Source organism: Collinsella sp. AM41-2BH (assembly GCF_003468085.1).
Lineage (GTDB): Bacteria > Actinomycetota > Coriobacteriia > Coriobacteriales > Coriobacteriaceae > Collinsella.
In genome coordinates this window covers 1-17,942 of record NZ_QSGH01000020.1, presented here as the reverse complement: position 1 = coordinate 17,942, position 17,942 = coordinate 1, and the positions used below count along the sequence as shown (strand labels likewise).

Sequence of the window (17,942 nt, the reverse complement as noted above, 5' to 3'; positions counted from 1 at the left end):
GGCTCGGTAATCCATTCCATTTCATTCCCCTCCTTTCGCGGTAGAAAGCCAGTTCATCTCTGCCCCCTAGAAACGGAACGTGCAGGACTGATTGGGGCACCTCTTCGTGCATCCCCCGTGCGCGTAGAAGAAGCAGTTGCCGCACGCGGGTGCAACGCCTTCCTCCGGCTCGTTAATCCAATCCATCTCTCCCTCCTTTCCTTGCATACCGAATTGATAATGTTATTCTAATTCGATATGTATCATATTTCAATATAAGCTTATTTATATATTACACAAGGTAAGCACCCCCCTGCATCCAGCACAGGAAATGACTCTCTCGTTCCCCAGTGACGCGGCGAGAAATACAGGCCACTGCAGGACGTTGAATGAACAGCCCGTGAAAACCGTTGTTTTCACGGGCTGCACCTGCTCAATACTTTTTTATTCTCCAGCCTCAGTCGTCTCTAAGATCGACCACGTAAACATGATCTGACTCCAGGACCGGGTCATCACCCGTCGCGGTCGCCCTGCTCAGCGCGTTGCGGGCGCGCCGCGTCGCCAGTTCCTCAAGTTCTCTTTCGTTGACGCGCTTAATAAGATCGCCAGGCTGGCAATCAAGCTCTACGCAAATATCCAGCAATGTCTTTAACCTAATTGCCTTCACCTTGCCATTTCGTATTTTTGAGATACTTGCCGGTGTGTGCCCGGTCGCCCGAATGATATCCGTACTCGTCTTTCCGCGTCGAAGCAATAAGCTTTCAAGCTCAATAATCAGATAGTCCATGCCGCCCCTCACACCAAATCCTCGGTCTGGTCTTGAAGCAGAGCTCCGTAGCGCCATATCGCAGAAATCGAGAAGCAGCAAACGGCCCCCAGCACAGCACCAATATCTATGGGCAGGGCCAGGTTTTCAAACATCGAATAGGCGTTCCCCAGCAAGTCGAAGGGGCCAATCACTATCGAAAGAAACCCCGGAGAAAACAAGAGGTCACCTATTGCCGCTGCAACAAACAGCCACCCGATAATCGAGATTCTTCGAGCATGCGAAAGGGTAAAGGGCGATTCGCCATGAGCCATGTCCATGCTGATTCCCCGCAGGGTCCATGTGGCCCCTCCGGAAATCAGAAGATACATCAAAGGAACCACTACGGAAACCGTCTTTGATGGATCATATAGGTTTCCTTGAGCAGCCATAAGCCCAATGGAAATAACCACCACCACCGAACAGCAACACACCGCTATAAACAGCGCCGTAAACAGAATCCCAAGCCTTCTTCCGAGAGTCATCATCTTCTGGATGGACTTATCGATCTTCTGGGCGCTATTCACCACAGCTCCTCCTAAAGCAATCAGAGGTCTTCTTACTTACTGTTTTTCCTACATTGTAACGAACTCGATAAGAAGAGGGTCGCTTCACGCCGCGCAATCCCGAACTCCAAGCGTTTCTCATCAGCATTGCCCATCTTTCGAGTCGAAATTCAAATCCAGTTTCTTATCGCATGCTGAAATCAACCCGAACTGGATGTGACTGGAAAACAGCGCGCTGCGTCGGTCGCGCTTTCCCGAGCGACTCTGGCACAACAGACGATATGAGTTGAACATTGGGGCCTCTCCCCTTGCAGCTCTCTCGTGGGTCGGGCGACAATGGTCGTACCATCAACCGCGGCCGCGCGCTGCGGGCCCTCGGCCTCGGCTGCGTCGTCGGGGCGGTCCCGAAGATGCACCGGCCCGCGGCCGACCGCGGCCGCAAGAACGACCGCCGCGACGCCGAGTGGCTGGCACGCATGCTGGCGCGCCGCAACGTCGTCGAGGTGTGGGTCCCCGACGAGCGCCCTCGAGGACGCGCGCGACGACCTGCAACACGCCAAGCAGCGGATGTCGAAGTTCCTGCTGCGCCACGGCCTCGTCTTCGACGAGACGACGCCGGCCGGCAGGCGCAGGGGCGCCTGGACGGGGGCCTACTGGGACTGGACGGAGTCCCTCTCCTTCGACGAGCCCGACGACGCCGCGGCCTACGAGCACTACATGGACGGAAATGACCTGGTAGAGAACCCTCGCACCGTCTACGTCGCAGGGGACGTAGACGAACTCGTCGAGCACGAGCAGCCTCGCGGGCGACACGTCGTTCAACAGTTTCGACAGCGTTCCCTTGCGCTTCGCGTTGCCGAGCTCGAGAACCAGCTGCGCGGTCTGCCAGAACCTGACCGACATGTCCGCGGCGACCGCGCGCATCGTGAGGGCGACTGCCATGCGCGTCTTGCCGCGCCTGGACTTACCGAAGAAGACGAGGTCTTCGCGCGATTGTTTGTGTCAACGGCCAACTGAATGTGAACCCTTCTTGCATTGTTGCAACCTGGCTGGCAGCCGGTCTTTAATGACGACGACCATTGTCGCCCGACCCACAAAAGAGCCGCAAGGGGAGGAGCTCCCAATGTTCAACTCATATCGTCTATGGCGCACTACCATTCACCGAAAGTCGGCAACTTTTTCATTCTCTCTATACATGTTTAAACAACATGTTCTACAATAGGGACAATAGCAATGGAAACTCGGGACGAGCCGTCTATCCATCTACGGCGCAGCCCCTTATTCAAAAGGACGGTGAGTGCATCCATGGAGCGTGCAAGCGGCGTTCTGATGCCCGTTTCGTCATTGCCCGGACCTTACGGTATCGGCGGCTTTGGCTGGAACGCCTATGACTTTGTCGATTTCCTCGCCTCGTGCAAACAACATTACTGGCAGATTCTCCCCCTTACGACAACGAGCTATGGCGACTCGCCCTATCAGTCGTTCTCGGCCCGTGCGGGCAACCCCAATTTCATCGACTTTGCCGAGCTTATCGAGGCCGGCTATCTGGAGCAGTGCGATATCGACGGCGTGTACCTGGGCTCCGACCCCAGCAATGTCGACTATGGTGCCATCTTTGGTGGCCGTCGTCAGATTCTCGACCGCGCCGCCGAGCGCTTTGCCGCCGACAAGCCGGCCGACTTCGACGACTTTGTCCAAGCAAACGAAGACTGGCTCATCCCCTACTGCGAGTTCATGACCGTCAAGGAGGAGTGCGGTCTCAAGGCCTTTTGGGAGTGGCCCGCAGAGCTCCGTACCCGCGGCGAGGCTTCTGCCAAGGTCTGCGCCGCCCATCCCGCGCGCATGCTCTACCACCAGATGACGCAGTACTTCTTCAATCGTCAGTGGAGCCGCCTCAAGGCCTATGCCAACGAGCGCGATATCCTCATCATCGGCGACCTGCCCATCTATGTCTCGCGCGACTCCGTCGAGATGTGGGCCACGCCCGAGCTCTTTAAGATCGACGCCGCCGGTAATCCTGTGAGTGTCGCCGGCACGCCGCCCGACCAGTTCTCGGCCACCGGCCAGTACTGGGGCAATCCCATCTACGACTGGGACGCCATGGAAGCCGACGGTTTCTCCTGGTGGGAGGGCCGTATCCGCGCCGCCCTCGACATGTACGATGTCATCCGCCTGGATCACTTCCGCGGCTTCGAGGCCTATTGGGAGGTGCCGTTCTCCTCACCCGATTCGTCCTACGGTTCGTGGACGCAGGGCCCCGGCCTCAAGTTCTTCAAGACGCTCGAGGAAAAGCTCGGCACGCTGCCCATCATCGCCGAAGACCTGGGCTTCCTCACCCCCGGCGTCATCGACATGCGCGACAACTCGGGCTTCCCCGGCATGAAGATCTTGCAGTTCGCCTTTGAGGGCACCAACTCGTACTACCTGCCGCACAACTACATTGCCAACACCGTCGCCTATGCGGGCACACACGACAACGAGACGGCGCGCGGTTGGTTTGAGGGAACGGCCACCCCGCGTCAGCGCGAGCAGGCGGCCCTGTACACCCACCAGCAGGCAGGCGAGCCCATGGCCGATGCACTCAACCGCGCCATCGCCGCCAGCGTAAGCGATACCTGCATCTACACCATGCAGGACCTGCTCAACCTTGGCAACGAGGCGCGCATCAACACTCCCGCCACCATGGGCGGCAACTGGACCTGGCGCATGCTCGATGGCGCCATCACCCGCGAGCTCGAGCACAAGCTCACCGGCTGGACCGAGACCTACTTCCGCATCCCGTCGGAAGACGAAATTGAGCTTCCCCAATAGGAGCCACCGCGCCCGACCCCACCCCATCGTGCGGACGCGTCCGTTTTCCCCGCGCGAGGCCACTCCAATCCCTCGCGCGGGCTTCTTTTGAATTTCTGACATGTAATCAACCCATCACAGGAGGAAACATGCCCCGTATCAATCTTGCGGATCTTGCCGAGCAGTCCTTTGGCACCTCGCTCGAGCAGCTCGATGACCGTCGTATTTATAAGCTGCTGGCCAAGCTCGTGCAGGAGCGCTCTGCCGCCTGTCCTCTCAACAACGGCAAGAAAAAGCTCTACTACATCTCTGCCGAGTTTTTGATCGGCAAGCTGCTCATCAACAATATGATCGACCTTGGCATCTATGACGAGGTTAAGGACCAGCTCACCGCCGCGGGCCACGACCTCAACAAGATCGAGGAGTTCGAGGTCGAACCGTCGCTCGGCAACGGCGGCCTGGGCCGTCTGGCCGCATGCTTCCTGGATTCCATCGCCACGCTGGGCTTGACCGGCGATGGCGTGGGCCTCAACTACCATTACGGCCTGTTCCGCCAGCGCTTTGTCGACAACCAGCAGAAGGCCGTCCCCGACGAGTGGCTCGGTGAGCAGGACATCCTAGTCGACGACGACCGCTCCTACACCGTCGAGTTCGGTGATTTTGCCGTTACTTCCAAGCTCGTCAACATCGATGTACCCGGTTATGGCCAGCCCACCAAGAACCGCCTACGCCTGTTCGACCTGGCAAGTGTCGACGACGGCCTGGTCCCCGGCAGCTCCATCGACTTCGACAAGACCGAGATCGCCAAGAACCTCACCTTGTTCCTCTATCCGGATGATTCCGACGAGCAGGGCCGCCTGCTTCGCATCTACCAGGAATACTTCATGGTGAGCAACGCCGCCCAGCTCCTGATCGACGAGGCCATCGAGCGCGGCAGCAACTTGCACGACCTGGCCGACTACGCCGTAGTCCAGATCAATGACACGCACCCCACCATGGTCATTCCCGAGCTCATTCGCCTGCTCACCACCGAGCACGACATCGAGTTTGACGAGGCCGTGACCATCGTACGGTCCATGGTCGCCTACACTAACCACACGATTCTTGCCGAGGCCCTCGAGAAGTGGCCGCTCGCCAGCCTGCAAAAGGTCTCCCCTGCCATCGCCGACATTATCGTCAAGCTCGATGAGATCGCCAAGGCCGAGCACGACGACCCACGCGTCGCCATCATCGACGAATACGACACCGTCCACATGGCCCACATGGACATCCACTTTGGCTTCTCCATCAACGGCGTCGCCGCGCTGCACACCAAGATCCTGGAGGATACCGAGCTTCATCCGTTCTACGAGATCTACCCCGAGAAGTTCTCCAACAAGACCAACGGCATCACCTTCCGCCGTTGGATCCATGGCGCCAACCCCGCGCTCGCCAGCCTGCTCGACGATGTGATCGGCACCGATTGGCGCAGCACCGGCGACCTGAGTAAGCTTGCCGAGTTCGTTGACGACAAAGATGTTCTTGAGCGCCTGGCCGCCACCAAGGCCGAGGCCAAGGCCATCATGCGCCAGTTCATGGCGCTCGAGCAGGGCGTGACCATTCCCTCCAACGCCATCATCGACGTCCAGGTCAAGCGCATCCACGAGTACAAGCGCCAGCAGATGCTCGCGCTCTACATCATCTGGAAGTACCTCGATATCAAGAACGGCAACAGACCTAAGCATCCCGTCACCATCATCTTTGGCGGCAAGGCGGCCCCTGCCTACACTATCGCCCAAGACATCATTCACCTGATCCTGACGCTGTCCCAGTGGATTGCAAACGACCCCGACGTGGCTCCCTACCTGCAGGTTGTCATGATCGAGAACTACAACGTCACCGCTGCCGAGCGCGTGATCCCCGCTGCTGACATCTCCGAGCAGATCAGCCTGGCCTCCAAGGAGGCGAGCGGCACCTCCAACATGAAGTTCATGCTCAACGGCGCTTTGACCCTGTGCACGCTCGACGGTGCCAACGTGGAGATTGCCGAGCTTGTCGGCGACGAGAACATCTATACCTTTGGCGCCTCGTCCAAGCAGGTCGAGCAGCTCTACGCCGACGGCACCTATGACGCCGGCGCGCTCTACCGCAAGCCCGGCATCAAGCTGCTGGTGGACTTCATCACCAACCCCGCCTTTATGGCGACCGGCAACGCCGAGCGCCTGCAGCGCCTGCACGACGACATCATGGGCAAGGACTGGTTTATGGCTCTACTCGACATTGAGGAGTACATCCAGACCAAGGAGCGCGTGCTGGCCGACTACGAGGACCAGGACGCTTGGATGCGCAAGGCGCTGATCAACATCGCCAACGCCGGCACCTTCTCGTCCGACCGCACGATCTCCCAGTACAACGACGAGATCTGGCACCTGAGCTAATTCGGTTTCATCGCCCATCCTCTTGAAAACGGAGCCACGGCAACGCGGCTCCGTTTTTTGTGCTCGCACGTTACCCTGTGATCCGACTCGGCCAAACAATCTCGATCCATAACAACTACTCAACCAAAACGGTCCCAGCTGTTACAGATTGAGACATACCGGCCCCTCCCCTTGGGTTTATCTCAATCTGTAACATCTAGCAGGTGAAATTCGCCTTTGGTGTTACAGATTTAGATGAAATGGTTAGCTCAGCGGAACCGTCTCGATCTGTAACATCTAACGTCCGAAATCGGCCCTATCCGTTACAGATCGAGACAAACGACCGGTCAGGCAGTCCCAACACAAAGAAAGGCTCCCCTCTCGCCCAGTGGACGGGAGGGGAGCCTTATATGTGACCGCGGCAAAAGGATGGCAATACCGCAGTCGCCCAAAGGGAGGGCCTGGTTGCACCGGGCCTAGATAAGGTTCTTGCCAGAGACCTTATCGAAGAGGTGGGTCGCGTTCTTCTCAAACTTGAACCAGATGGGGTCGCCCGCCTTGAGCGCACCCTTGGCCTCGAGGTCGACAACGGGAATGATCAGGACGAACTGGCCATCGGGAGCGGTCACGTGGACATGCTCGGTCGAACCCATGAGCTCGGTCACCTCGACGGTACCCTGGAGCGCGCCCTCCTCGTCCTTGTCGGCAAGCAGAATCTGCTCGGGACGCACGCCGGCCGTGATCTCCTTCACGTCGCCGCCGTCCCAGTTGAGAGCAAGCTGAGCGCAGGTCTCGGGGGCGAGCGCCACGTTCATATCCTCGGTCTTGACGGTAAAGCCGTTGCCCGAGCGCACCAGCTGGGCATCGAAGAAGTTCATCTGCGGCACGCCAATAAAGCCGGCGACGAAGATGTTCGCGGGATGGTTGAAGACCTCCTGCGGGGTGGCGATCTGCTGGACGACGCCGTCCTTCATGACCACGATACGGTCACCGAGGGTCATGGCCTCGGTCTGGTCATGAGTGACGTAGATGAACGTGCCCTTGATCTCGTGGCGCAGCTTGATGAGCTCGGCACGCATCTGGTTACGCAGCTTGGCGTCCAGGTTGGACAGCGGCTCGTCCATCAGGAAGACCTTAGGATCACGCACGATGGCGCGGCCGATGGCGACGCGCTGACGCTGACCGCCGGAGAGCGCCTTAGGCTTACGGTCGAGGTACTCGGTAATACCCAGGATCTCGGCAGCGGAGCGAACCTTACGGTCGATCTCGTCCTTGGGGACCTTCTTGAGCTCGAGCGTAAACGCCATGTTCTCGTACACCGTCATATTGGGGTACAGAGCATAGCTCTGGAACACCATGGCGATGTCGCGGTCCTTGGGAGCGACGTCGTTGACGCGCTTGCCATCGATGAGCACATCGCCCGAGGTGATGTCCTCCAGGCCGGCGACCATGCGCATCGTCGTGGACTTACCACAGCCAGAAGGGCCAACGAGGACGATAAACTCCTGGTCATGCACGGTGAGGTTAAAGTCCTCCACCGCGAGCACGCCGTCCTCGGTAACCTTGAGGTTGTGCTTCTTCTCCTCGGTCTTCTTCTTTTTGCCAAAGAAGCCCTTCTTTTTGGACTCGTTGTTGGGATACACCTTCTGAACATGTTTGAGAACGATCTCGGCCATGTCTCTACCTTTCGATACGCGGCGCCACGCTGAGGGGCGCCGCCAAAACTTGCAAAACAGTTACGGCATCAGCCCTTGACGGCACCTGCCACAACGCCGTCAATGATGTACTTCTGGCAGAAGATGTACATGATGACGATGGGGATGACGACCATCATGATGCATGCCATCATGGGGCCGAGCTCGACGTGGCCATAGCCGCCACGGAAGTACTGGATCAAGATAGGAATGGTCTTGTACTTGGTGGAGTCGAGCGTAAGGTAGGGCAGCAGATAGTCGTTCCAGACCCACATGGTCTCAAGGATGCCGACCGAAAGATAGGTGGGCTTCATAATGGGAAGGACGATCTTAAAGAACACCTGGACCGGGTTGCAGCCGTCGATCATGGCCGCTTCCTCAATCTCGAGCGGGATGTTCTTGACGAAGCCGGCGAACATAAAGACCGCGAGGCCCGCGCCAAAACCAAGGTAGATGAAGCAGATGTTAAACGGCGTGTTAAAGCCGATGCGGTCCGCGAGGTTGGACAGCGTGAACATGAGCATCTGGAACGGTACGACCATCGAGAAGACGAACAGGTAATAGAAGAAGTTCGAGATCTTGCTGTTGACGCGCACCACGTACCAAGCGCACATGGAGCAGCACACCAGAATCAGCACGACCGACGTGACCGTGATGATGAGCGAGTACATAAACGCCGAGGCAAAGCCCTGCTCGTTCAGAGCGTGCACGTAGTTTGCGAGGCCGTTGAACGTCTCGGGCGTGAGCAGATCGAACGCCGTGGTGGTGCTGATTGCGGTCGCTTTCTTAAAGGAATTGAGCGCAATCATGAACACGGGGTAGATCCATGCGAGCGACAGAATCGTAAAGAAGATCGAGAGCGCGCGGTTGATAGCCTTATCGCGTTTCATTACTGCTGCACCTCCTTGGACCTCGTGGCCTTAAGCTGGATCATAGAAATAGCGACAACCAGGATGCAGAAGATAACTGCCTTGGCCTGACCGATGCCCTGCCATGCGATGCCAGCACGCGAATAGAACGTGTTGTAGATGTTCAGGGCGAGCATCTCGGTGGAGTGCGCCGGGGCGCCACCGGTAAGGGCGAGGTTCTGGTCGAACAGCTTAAAGCCGTTGGTGATGGACAGGAACAGGCAGATGGTGATGGTCGGCATCAGGTTGGGGATCTTAACCTTCCAAAACGTCTGCCATGCCGTAGCGCCATCGACCTTGGCGGCCTCGATGTAGTCAGACGGGATGGACTGCAGACCGGCGATGTAGATGATCATCATGTAGCCGACCTGCTGCCACAGGGTCAGGATGATAAGGCCCCAGAAGCCAGCAGCAGAGTTAAGGGCGATGAGCTGGGCGCCCACGTTGGAGAGCAGGCAGTTGATCAGAATCTGCCAAATGTAGCCCAGCACGATGCCGCCGATCAGGTTAGGCATAAAGAAGATCGTACGGAAGATGTTGGTGCCCTTGAGCGCTTTGCGGGTGAGCGCCTGCGCGATGGCCAGCGCGATCACGTTGATGAGCACCGTCGACAGGAAGGCAAACGCCACGGTAAAGAAGAACGACGTGGAGAACTGCGGATCGGACAGCGCGCGCACGTAGTTCTCGATACCGACAAAGTGCGCGTTATTGATGGTAATAAACTGGCAGAACGAGAGATAGAAACCCTGGATAAAGGGAATCACGAACCCGATCATAAACGCCAGGCACGTGGGCAGCATAAAGAGCGGCCACCAGCGCTTGAGTGCTTTGCCCATAGAAGGGTCCTTTCAATATGCAGGGGGCGGGCAAACCTACGTCTGCCCGCCCCCTGTCGCTAATCAGATAGCTTGGGCAGCAACTGCTTACTCGGAAGCAGCCTTCTCGGTCTTCCAGCCATCGACGAAGGCGTTCTTGACGCCGTCCCACTTGGTGTTGTCGGCAGCATAAGCGATGAGAGCCTGCTTGAGGTTCTTCTTCCACTCCTCGGAGGGGATGTAAACGAAGTCCCAAGCGACGGTCTTCTTGCCGTCCTTGGCCATAGCAACGGCCTGCTGCGAGAAGACGTTGGTGGTCTCCTTAGCGCTCTTGAACGGGGCGGTCAGACCCATCTTGTCAGCGATGATGCTGGTGGCGGTGTCAGAAGTGACGCACCAATACATGAAGTCCTCGGTGGCCTTCTGGGCATCCTCGGAAGCCTGGGAGCTGACGCACCAGTAGTTCTCGCCGCCGGAGCACAGGCCCTGGTTCTCCTCGCCGTCGACGCCGATGTAGATCGGCAGCATGCCGAGCTGGTCGTCGGTCATACCGGCCTTGGTGAGGTCGGCGTAGGCCCAAGAGCCGTTCTGGTAGAAGACGGCCTTGCCGGTTGCGAACTCGTTGGTGGCGTCGTCACCGGTCTTGGAGGCGAGCTGCGAAGGATCGCAGGTGGAGTCGGTGATATACAGGTCGAAGATCTGCTTAAAGTTGTCGAGATACTCGCCCTTGATCTCGTCGTCCTCCTGATTGTGCTCCTTCTCGAACTCGTAGTAGAGCGGGAGGTTGGCGAGGTGCGTGGTGTAGCGCCAGCTGGAGGAGTCATCCATGCCGGCGGAAGTGAAGGCACCGTCAACGCCGAGCTCGTCCTTGCGGGCCTGGATGTCATCGGCGCAAGCCTTCAGCTTGTCGAAGGAGTTGATGTCCTCGGCCTTGTAGCCGGCCTTCTCGAGGAGCTCCTTGTTGTAGATGATGCCGTAGCTCTCCTGAACCCAGTCGATACCCAGATCCTTGCCGTCGGACTGCAGCGCCAGGGAGTCGTCGATGAGCTCGCCGCGGAGCTTGGTGTCGGAAAGATCGGCGCAGTAGTCCTTCCAGTTCTTAAGGCCGGTGGGGCCGTTGACCTGGAACAGCGTCGGAGCGGAGCTCTTGGACATCTCGGACTTGAGCTTCTCCTCGTAGGTGTTGGAGGCGGCGGTCACGATCTTGACCTCGACGCCCTTCTCCTTCTTGTACGCCTTGGCGATCTCCTTCCACTCCTTGTCGACCTCAGGCTTAAATTGGAGGAAGTAGACCTCGGCAGCGTCACCAGAAGCAGAGGAGCCGGAGCCGGCAGAACCACCACAGCCCACGAGACCCAGACCAAGAACCGCAGCCGCGGAGCCAGCGAAGCCCAGGAACTGCCTTCTGCTCATTTCGTTCTTCATTACAATCCACCCTTTCACACCGTGGCGGCACCCTTTGCCGCCGCCTTCGGAGATTGGCTCGGGGACTTTGCCCCTTTTGCTGATTTGTACAATACGCTATTTGGCTAGTTGTTTGAACAAGTATTACTAGAGCGGTAGAAAAACTTCGGTGAACGGTAATTTCAACTTGATACTTGACAAGTTTTGTATAAACAATTACTTGTTATCGAATGCAGAGAAAACGCCCGGTCAAGCCGATGCATCGTCGGTTTGACCGGGCGTTTTCTCTTTGAGGACATGAGTCTCGTCAGGCTGCGAGCTAGCCGGCTATCGCTTGGAGTTGACGCGGTAGTGGAAGATCTCGGGATGCGTGCGGGCATGCGTCACCTCAAATAAGATGCCGTCCGAGGTGTACGACTGGCTCTCCATAACGGCGACGCAGTTGTACTTGCCAAGGTCCAAGTAGCTGCAGTCCTCATCGTTGGCAAGCTCGACGCTCACCGTACGGCGGCTCGCCATCACTTTGACGCCACGCTTGTGCTCCAGATAGTCGTAGATAGAGCTTGCCGCAATCTCGGGGGTCAGGCCCTTGGCGATCGACTCCAAAAAGTAGCCGTGGTCCACCTGGCGCGCGCTGCCGTTGAGGCTTCGGACACGCACGACGCGAATCAGCTCCTCGCCCACCTTAAAGCCAAGGCGGCGCGACAGTTGCTCAGTGCAAATCAAATGTTCAAAAGACTTGACCTCGGTCGATGCGACGGCATTGTTGCGTTTTGCGAACTCGCCAAACGACTCAACCTCTTCGAGTGCGCCCAGCATGTCGGTTTCGCCCTTAAGCCAAATAACGCGCACGCCCTTGCCGTGTATAGGCTGCACAAACATCTGGTCGGCCAGCATGCTCAAGGCGCGTCGAACGGTATTGCGCGTGCAGCCAAACTCCGCGGTCAGCTCGGCTTCGGTTGGCAGCATCTCCTGAAACGCATAGGTCCCGTTAATGATGCGCGAACGGATCTCGCGGTAGATTCCTTCGTAAATCGCTTTTGGCATAACTTCACCTCTAATGAATATGTATGGCTAGGCACGATAGCATTTCTTAAAGTTGTTTAAACCGATTATCGGTAAAGTACGGATTATTTACCGTCGACGGTTCCCCCGAAACCCAAATCGGACCGAATCAAAACCGTCAATGCGGCAAGCAGCCAGTCCTCTACAATGAGTTCATTGTTTAAACGTTCTTGCTCGCACAGCATGTTGCATCCGGAAGGCATATTATGCTGCAGAAAATCCAACGCTTTGGCGGGGCAATGTTCGCGCCCGCCATGCTGTTTTCTATATCAGGCCTCATGGTCGGCATCTCCGCCCTCGCCACGACCGTAGACATCGTCGGTGACCTCGCCGTATACGGAACCCCTTGGTACGTTTTCTGGACCATCATCCAGCGCGGCTCGTGGACGGTCTTTAAACGTCTCCCGCTCCTTTTTGCCGTAGCGCTGCCTATCGGTCTTGCCCAAAAGCAACCGGCACGCTGCTGCCTCGAGGCACTCGTGGCCTATTTTGCCTATTGCTTCTTTTTGAGCGAGATCATTAAGCTGAGCGGAGACAACCTTGGGCTTAAGTACCCATCATCTTTGACCCCCGCCAGCGGTATCACCGTCATCGACGGCATCAAGACGCTCGACACCGGCATTATCGGCCCGCTGGCGGTATCGGCAACCGTCGTCGCCATCCATGACCGCTTCTACGATGCCAAGGTTCCCGATTGGCTCGGCACCTTCTCGGGTTCCTCGCTGGTCTACCTCATCAGCTTTTTTGCCGTGTTTGCCCTTGCCGCCATCTCGGCCGCCATCGTGCCCTTCGCATACGCCGTGACCGAAACGCTGCGCCACGCACTTGCGGGCGTCGGCCCCTTCGGCGTGGGCATCTTTGTGTTTTTGGAGCGAGCACTCGAGCCCATGGGGCTGCACCACCTGCTCTATATGCCCATCTATTACGACAATCTGGTCATTCACGACGGTATTTACGCCACGTGGACCAACCTGCTCCCCATTCTCTCCCATAGCACGCGCCCTTTAAATGAACTTGCGCCCTGGGCAGGTTTTACCGCCACCGGCTGGGGCAAGCTCTTTGGCCTTCCCGCCATCGCGGCAGCATTCTATTTCACCGCCAAACCCGAACGCCGCGCCGGCCTTAAGGTCATCCTTTTGCCCGCCATCGTCGCCTCGGTGGTCTGCGGTGTCACCGAGCCGCTCGAGTTTCTCTTTATGTTCACCTATCCTGGACTCTTTTTGCTCTACGCCGTCCTATCCTCCTGCCTTGCCATGACCATGAACTTCTTTGGCATCGTCGGCATCTTCTCGGGCGGTCTCATGGAAATGACGGCCTTCAACTTCATCCCACTCATGCGAATGCATGCCGGCTCCTACCTTTTGGCGCTCGGTATCGGTCTTGCCTTTAGCCTCATCTTTTTTGTTAGTTTTCGAGCACTCATCTTGGTCTATGACCTTAAGACGCCGGGCCGCGAGGATCATGTCTCCAATCGCGCGGCAATCGATCGTTTAACGGGAAGCGGCTTTGCCAAAGAGCAATCTCCCAATGGCGAGGTCAGTATTCAATCCGATCAAGATCACGTCCTCGCCGAGCGGGTAATTCAGCTTTTAGGTGGCGTTGGCAATATCGTGGGCGCAACCAACTGCGCCACGCGCCTGCGCGTCGAGGTCGCAGACCCTTCCATCGTTGCAGATAATGCGTCGTTTGTCGCGGTGGGCGCCAAGGGCCTCATCATTACGGGCAAGACCGCCCAGGTGATTATTGGCATCTCCGTTCCCCGCGTTAAAGAGCATTTTGACCAGATCATGGGCCTCGAGCCGGGATTTGTGCCCACCACCTCGGCCTCCCCTGCCGCCAGCGCAGCCCATAAGCGCGGCGATATCTGCTTCTTCGATATCGACGGAACACTCGCCTGGCAAGACCCTCGAGTGGCACAAGAGCTTCCCGAGAGCGAGCGAGACCTCTCCCCCTATCCCAATGAAGCGGTCTCGCAAGCCATCCGTGATTTTGTCGCCAAGGGCAATATGGCGTTTATCTGCACAGGGCGCACGCTGAGCTGCATCCATCCAAAGCTGCTCGAGCTGCCCTGGACCGGCATCGTCTGCCTCGCGGGTGGCTATGTCGAACTTGAGGGACACGTGATTCGCGATTTGGCGATGACGCCCGGCATGCTGCAGCGCCTTGCTCCCATTCTTGAGCAATCGGACGAAGTGATTCGTTTTGAGGGACTCAATGGCGTCGTTCGCATGAGTGCCGATGCGCCCGACGCCCCGGGATACGCCCGCACCGTGGGCGATGCAATTACGCAGCTGCAACATTACAGCGCCTACAAGATCTTAATGTCCACGTCGCTTGCCAGCCGCATCGCTCAGGATCAAGCGTTTGAGCCGCTGCTCTGCTTTAACGAGCTCGAGCTCGAAGTGACCGAGATTTCTCCTCGCGAATGCACCAAGCGCGAGGGTATCCAGTCCGTACTCGACGCCCTCGATCCCCACCACGGAACCGTATACGGCATCGGCGACGCCAGCAATGACGTCTCGCTGATGAACGCCGTCGACGTTGGCATCGCCATGGGCAACGCGCCGGACTTCCTCAAGGAAAAGGCCGACTATGTCACCGACAGCATCGACCACGACGGCGTCGTCACCGCGCTCGAACACTTTGGGCTTATCTAGCCAAGCCCCTACCGCACTTGCGGCCGCATGGACCAATCGTCTTCAACCGCCGCGCTCGACGCCCTAATGTGGCAATATGTTGTCTGCATAATGCAACGATGCAACCTATCAAAGAATGCGAGAACCCGTGTCCAGTCCGTTTACCAGCTTTTTAGCCCAGCACTTTGACCAGATTAACGACTATCTGGCCACGTTCTTTGACGGACAGGCGACTTCCGCCGATATCGAGCGCTACCTGTATACCCCGCTCTCGGCATTTACGGCAAACGCTGGCAAGCGCCACCGCCCGCTCATCTGCATGCTCGCCGCCACTGCGGTAGGCGGCAGCTTTGAGAGCGCCCGCAGCGCAGCGGCGGCCATCGAGCACTTTCAGTCGGGCGCACTCATCCACGACGACATCGCCGACAACGGGCAGATTCGTCGCGGCAAGCCCTGCATGCACCTTACCGAGGGCACCGGTCTTGCCATCAACTGCGGTGACCTGGCGCTCTCCATGGTCACCAAGACGGTTCTCGACGACCCCACACTCAACGCAGACGTGAAGCTTCGCGTGCTCCACGAGCTTACCGAGATGATCGTCCGTACCATCGAGGGCCAGGCGCTCGACCTGGGCTGGGTCCGCGACGGGCGCTTTGACATTTCGGTCGACGATTATCTGGACATGGCGACGCACAAGACCGCGTACTACAGCGGAGCGACGCCGCTTGCCGCCGGAGCCATTATCGGCGGCGGCAGCGAAGAGCAGATTGAGGCGCTGCGCGCCTTTGGGCTGCACACGGGCCTTGCCTTCCAGATTCAAGACGACCTGCTCAACTTGATCGGCACCAAGGAGGCCGCCAACAAGGACTTCCGCACCGATATCACCGAGGGCAAGCGCACCCTCGTTGCCGTGCATGCCCTGTCAGACGAGCGCTATCACGACGAGATCGAGGCAATCCTTTCCTCGGGCACCGAGGACCCTGCGCAGCTCGCACGCGCCGTGGAGATCTTCCAGGAAACCGGCTCCATCGATTACGCCCACACCTATGCGCTCGACCTGACCGCTAAGGCCAAGGCCGCTATCGAAGGCGTCGAGCTCGACCCGCATGCGCGCGAGCTCTTCCTCTCAATGGCAGATTTCTTTGTGGAGCGTCTTAACTAGCGGGGGTCATAAAACCTGTGGGCAGCGAGTTTGGGTACAAGTTGCTACACTATTGAGTGCATGTTTATAAATTGTCTCGCGTTGTCTATCCGACACACGCTCAAAATAGTACGAATGGTACGCCGAAAGGGGTTCGTTCATGGAACCTATTACCACAGGCATGCAGGGAGCAGCCGTCGAGGACGTCCAGTCCCGCCTTCTGCAGCTCGGCTATACAATCGATGACGCCGAGGTTGTCGACAAGCGCTTTGGCACCACCACCGAGCAGGCCGTCAGCACCTTCAGGCTCGACAGCGGCCTTGCTGCCGGTCATGCCGTCGATATCCCCTGTTGGAGCGCCCTGGTCGACGCCTCGTATAAGCTGGGCGACCGCACCCTGTATCTTCGCATGCCCAATTTCCATGGCGCCGATGTGCAGGCCCTGCAGCGCGCTCTCAACGTTTTGGGCTTTGCCTGTGGCGAAGACGACGGCTACTTTGGTCCGCATACCGAGGCCGCCCTGCAGCAGTTCCAGGAAAATGTCGGCCTGTTTGCCGACGGCATGGCCTTCCAGGACACCTACGCCTACATCAACCGCCTGCACCATGTGTGGGAGGGCAAGCCCTCGGTCACCGAAGCCGAGTCCCGCATCGGTTTTGCTCGCGCCGCCAACGTGCTCGAGCGCTTCCAGATCGCCGTTATCGGTGAGGACCCCATCGCACGCAGCGTTGCTTCGCGCATGTGGAACATCGCCACGGCAACGACCGACAACAGCGGCATGATGCTCTGCGACTCCGAGGTCCCAACCGACGTTGACCTGGTGCTCGAGATCGCAAGCGACGAGCTGCCCGCCGACGCCGCGCCACGCGCCACGATTGCCCTCGCCGAGTGCCACAACCTGGCCCAGCGCATCCGCACCGCCAATGTCGCCGTGCAGCAGAAGCCGGCTCGCATTCGCATTGAGCTCACGGGCATGACGCGCTACAACGGCACCTTCACGGCCAGCGACGCGCAGACGCTCGCCGTACGCCTACTCGACGGCGTTTGCGATGCCCTCGCAGATTAGGTAAACTAGACGAGTTGCTTTTGGGCAACACCACACATTGGGACGTAGTTCAACGGTAGAACTCCGGTTTTTGGTGCCGGCTGTTGGGGGTTCGAATCCCTCCGTCCCAGCCATTAAAACTGAGCGCCCTAAGCCCATAACGGCCCAGGGCGCTTTCTTGTGGGCAAGCGGAGGAATTCGAACCCGCAAGGGTGCGGAGCTGAGGAAACGCGAAGCGTTTTCCAGCGCAGCACGCAAGGAGCGAAGCGACGCAGCGGGGCGCGGCCGCCGACCAGGCGGACGCGGAATCCCTCCGTCCCACACCAGCCAAGAGCCCCTCACGTCAAGCAAATCGAGCCAACGCCGCCAAGCGGAGGGATTCGAACCCGCAAGGGTGCGGAGCGACGCAGCGGGGCGCGGCCGCCGCAGGCAGACGCGGTGTCGGCACTTGGGGACGCTCCTAAGTGCCGGCATTATAGGAACGTCCCCAAGTGCCGGCTCGGGACTATTTTCGAGGACCCTCCGAAGGACTGTGGCCAAAAAACGGCAAATATGAGTACTGTTACCGTTGTAGCTACATTATTTTCGTTAATAAAAGAAGATCTTAATGAGATTTATTCGCATCAAGGTCTTCCTTTAATGAACACTTGAGGAGATACGGCAGCTTATCTGCTCGATCGACACGTCAAATCACCTTAAATTTGGTCAAAATTACTGCTACTAAAAGAGTATCAGTACTCATATTTGCCGTTTTTTGG

At 58.1% G+C, this 17,942-nt stretch carries 13 protein-coding genes and 1 tRNA gene; 6 read left to right on the top strand and 8 right to left on the bottom strand.

What is annotated here, in order from left to right:
* Window positions 1–436: 436 nt before the first annotated feature.
* The 3 genes from DW899_RS09040 to DW899_RS10920 all read right to left on the bottom strand — a co-directional run bounded on the left by DW899_RS09040 (window position 437) and on the right by DW899_RS10920 (window position 2,232).
* Window positions 437–766, bottom strand: coding sequence for a helix-turn-helix transcriptional regulator (locus DW899_RS09040; protein WP_052044110.1), 330 nt, complete (start codon window positions 764–766; stop codon window positions 437–439).
* 8 nt (window positions 767–774) lie between these two features.
* A complete protein-coding gene (locus DW899_RS09035) occupies window positions 775–1,311 on the bottom strand; it encodes a hypothetical protein (RefSeq protein ID WP_035137761.1) in 537 nt (178 codons plus the stop codon).
* A gap of 327 nt (window positions 1,312–1,638) precedes the next feature.
* Window positions 1,639–2,232, bottom strand: coding sequence for an ATP-binding protein (locus DW899_RS10920; protein ID WP_084591805.1), 594 nt, complete (start codon window positions 2,230–2,232; stop codon window positions 1,639–1,641).
* Window positions 2,233–2,523: 291 nt separating this feature from the next.
* On the opposite strand from DW899_RS10920, the gene malQ reads away from it, so the two are divergent.
* On the top strand, window positions 2,524–4,101 hold the full coding sequence (malQ, locus tag DW899_RS09025) for a 4-alpha-glucanotransferase (protein ID WP_255415085.1): 1,578 nt from the start codon (window positions 2,524–2,526) through the stop codon (window positions 4,099–4,101).
* A 128-nt stretch (window positions 4,102–4,229) separates the two neighbouring features.
* A complete protein-coding gene (gene glgP, locus DW899_RS09020; protein ID WP_117776882.1) occupies window positions 4,230–6,497 on the top strand; it encodes a glycogen/starch/alpha-glucan family phosphorylase in 2,268 nt (755 codons plus the stop codon).
* Window positions 6,498–6,952: 455 nt separating this feature from the next.
* Here glgP and DW899_RS09015 read toward each other — a convergent pair whose 3' ends face one another.
* From DW899_RS09015 to DW899_RS08995, 5 genes are all read right to left on the bottom strand, one after another.
* A complete protein-coding gene (locus tag DW899_RS09015) occupies window positions 6,953–8,152 on the bottom strand; it encodes an ABC transporter ATP-binding protein (protein ID WP_055252176.1) in 1,200 nt (399 codons plus the stop codon).
* 68 nt (window positions 8,153–8,220) lie between these two features.
* Window positions 8,221–9,060: a carbohydrate ABC transporter permease gene (locus DW899_RS09010; RefSeq protein WP_117584245.1), complete on the bottom strand. Its 840-nt coding sequence runs from the start codon at window positions 9,058–9,060 to the stop codon at window positions 8,221–8,223.
* The gene (locus DW899_RS09005; RefSeq protein WP_055252174.1) at window positions 9,060–9,914 is read right to left on the bottom strand and encodes a carbohydrate ABC transporter permease; all 855 of its coding nucleotides are present in this window, start codon (window positions 9,912–9,914) and stop codon (window positions 9,060–9,062) included. Before DW899_RS09005 ends, DW899_RS09010 begins: the two co-directional genes overlap by 1 nt.
* A gap of 87 nt (window positions 9,915–10,001) precedes the next feature.
* Window positions 10,002–11,318: an ABC transporter substrate-binding protein gene (locus DW899_RS09000; protein WP_055252173.1), complete on the bottom strand. Its 1,317-nt coding sequence runs from the start codon at window positions 11,316–11,318 to the stop codon at window positions 10,002–10,004.
* Between the two features lie 306 nt (window positions 11,319–11,624).
* Complete coding sequence (locus DW899_RS08995) at window positions 11,625–12,344, bottom strand: GntR family transcriptional regulator (protein WP_117776883.1); 720 nt, start codon at window positions 12,342–12,344, stop codon at window positions 11,625–11,627.
* Between the two features lie 224 nt (window positions 12,345–12,568).
* Here DW899_RS08995 and DW899_RS08990 point away from each other — a divergent pair, with 224 nt between their 5' ends.
* From DW899_RS08990 to DW899_RS08975, 4 genes are all read left to right on the top strand, one after another.
* On the top strand, window positions 12,569–15,019 hold the full coding sequence (locus DW899_RS08990; RefSeq protein ID WP_117776884.1) for a PTS transporter subunit EIIC: 2,451 nt from the start codon (window positions 12,569–12,571) through the stop codon (window positions 15,017–15,019).
* A 127-nt stretch (window positions 15,020–15,146) separates the two neighbouring features.
* Window positions 15,147–16,160: a polyprenyl synthetase family protein gene (locus tag DW899_RS08985; RefSeq protein WP_117800742.1), complete on the top strand. Its 1,014-nt coding sequence runs from the start codon at window positions 15,147–15,149 to the stop codon at window positions 16,158–16,160.
* Between the two features lie 139 nt (window positions 16,161–16,299).
* The gene (locus tag DW899_RS08980) at window positions 16,300–17,205 is read left to right on the top strand and encodes a peptidoglycan-binding protein (protein WP_199570309.1); all 906 of its coding nucleotides are present in this window, start codon (window positions 16,300–16,302) and stop codon (window positions 17,203–17,205) included.
* A 38-nt stretch (window positions 17,206–17,243) separates the two neighbouring features.
* Window positions 17,244–17,318, top strand: a tRNA-Gln gene (locus tag DW899_RS08975).
* Window positions 17,319–17,942: the final 624 nt, after the last annotated feature.

Excerpts from the sequence above, each read along its gene's own strand:
- DW899_RS09040 (WP_052044110.1), bottom strand. The coding sequence starts at position 766 with ATGGACTATCTGATTATTGAGCTTGAAAGCTTATTGCTTCGACGCGGA.
- DW899_RS10920 (WP_084591805.1), bottom strand. The coding sequence starts at position 2,232 with ATGGCAGTCGCCCTCACGATGCGCGCGGTCGCCGCGGACATGTCGGTC.
- malQ (WP_255415085.1), top strand. The coding sequence starts at position 2,524 with ATGGAAACTCGGGACGAGCCGTCTATCCATCTACGGCGCAGCCCCTTA.
- glgP (WP_117776882.1), top strand. The coding sequence starts at position 4,230 with ATGCCCCGTATCAATCTTGCGGATCTTGCCGAGCAGTCCTTTGGCACC.
- DW899_RS09015 (WP_055252176.1), bottom strand. The coding sequence starts at position 8,152 with ATGGCCGAGATCGTTCTCAAACATGTTCAGAAGGTGTATCCCAACAAC.
- DW899_RS09010 (WP_117584245.1), bottom strand. The coding sequence starts at position 9,060 with ATGAAACGCGATAAGGCTATCAACCGCGCGCTCTCGATCTTCTTTACG.
- DW899_RS09005 (WP_055252174.1), bottom strand. The coding sequence starts at position 9,914 with ATGGGCAAAGCACTCAAGCGCTGGTGGCCGCTCTTTATGCTGCCCACG.
- DW899_RS09000 (WP_055252173.1), bottom strand. The coding sequence starts at position 11,318 with ATGAAGAACGAAATGAGCAGAAGGCAGTTCCTGGGCTTCGCTGGCTCC.
- DW899_RS08995 (WP_117776883.1), bottom strand. The coding sequence starts at position 12,344 with ATGCCAAAAGCGATTTACGAAGGAATCTACCGCGAGATCCGTTCGCGC.
- DW899_RS08990 (WP_117776884.1), top strand. The coding sequence starts at position 12,569 with ATGCTGCAGAAAATCCAACGCTTTGGCGGGGCAATGTTCGCGCCCGCC.
- DW899_RS08980 (WP_199570309.1), top strand. The coding sequence starts at position 16,300 with ATGGAACCTATTACCACAGGCATGCAGGGAGCAGCCGTCGAGGACGTC.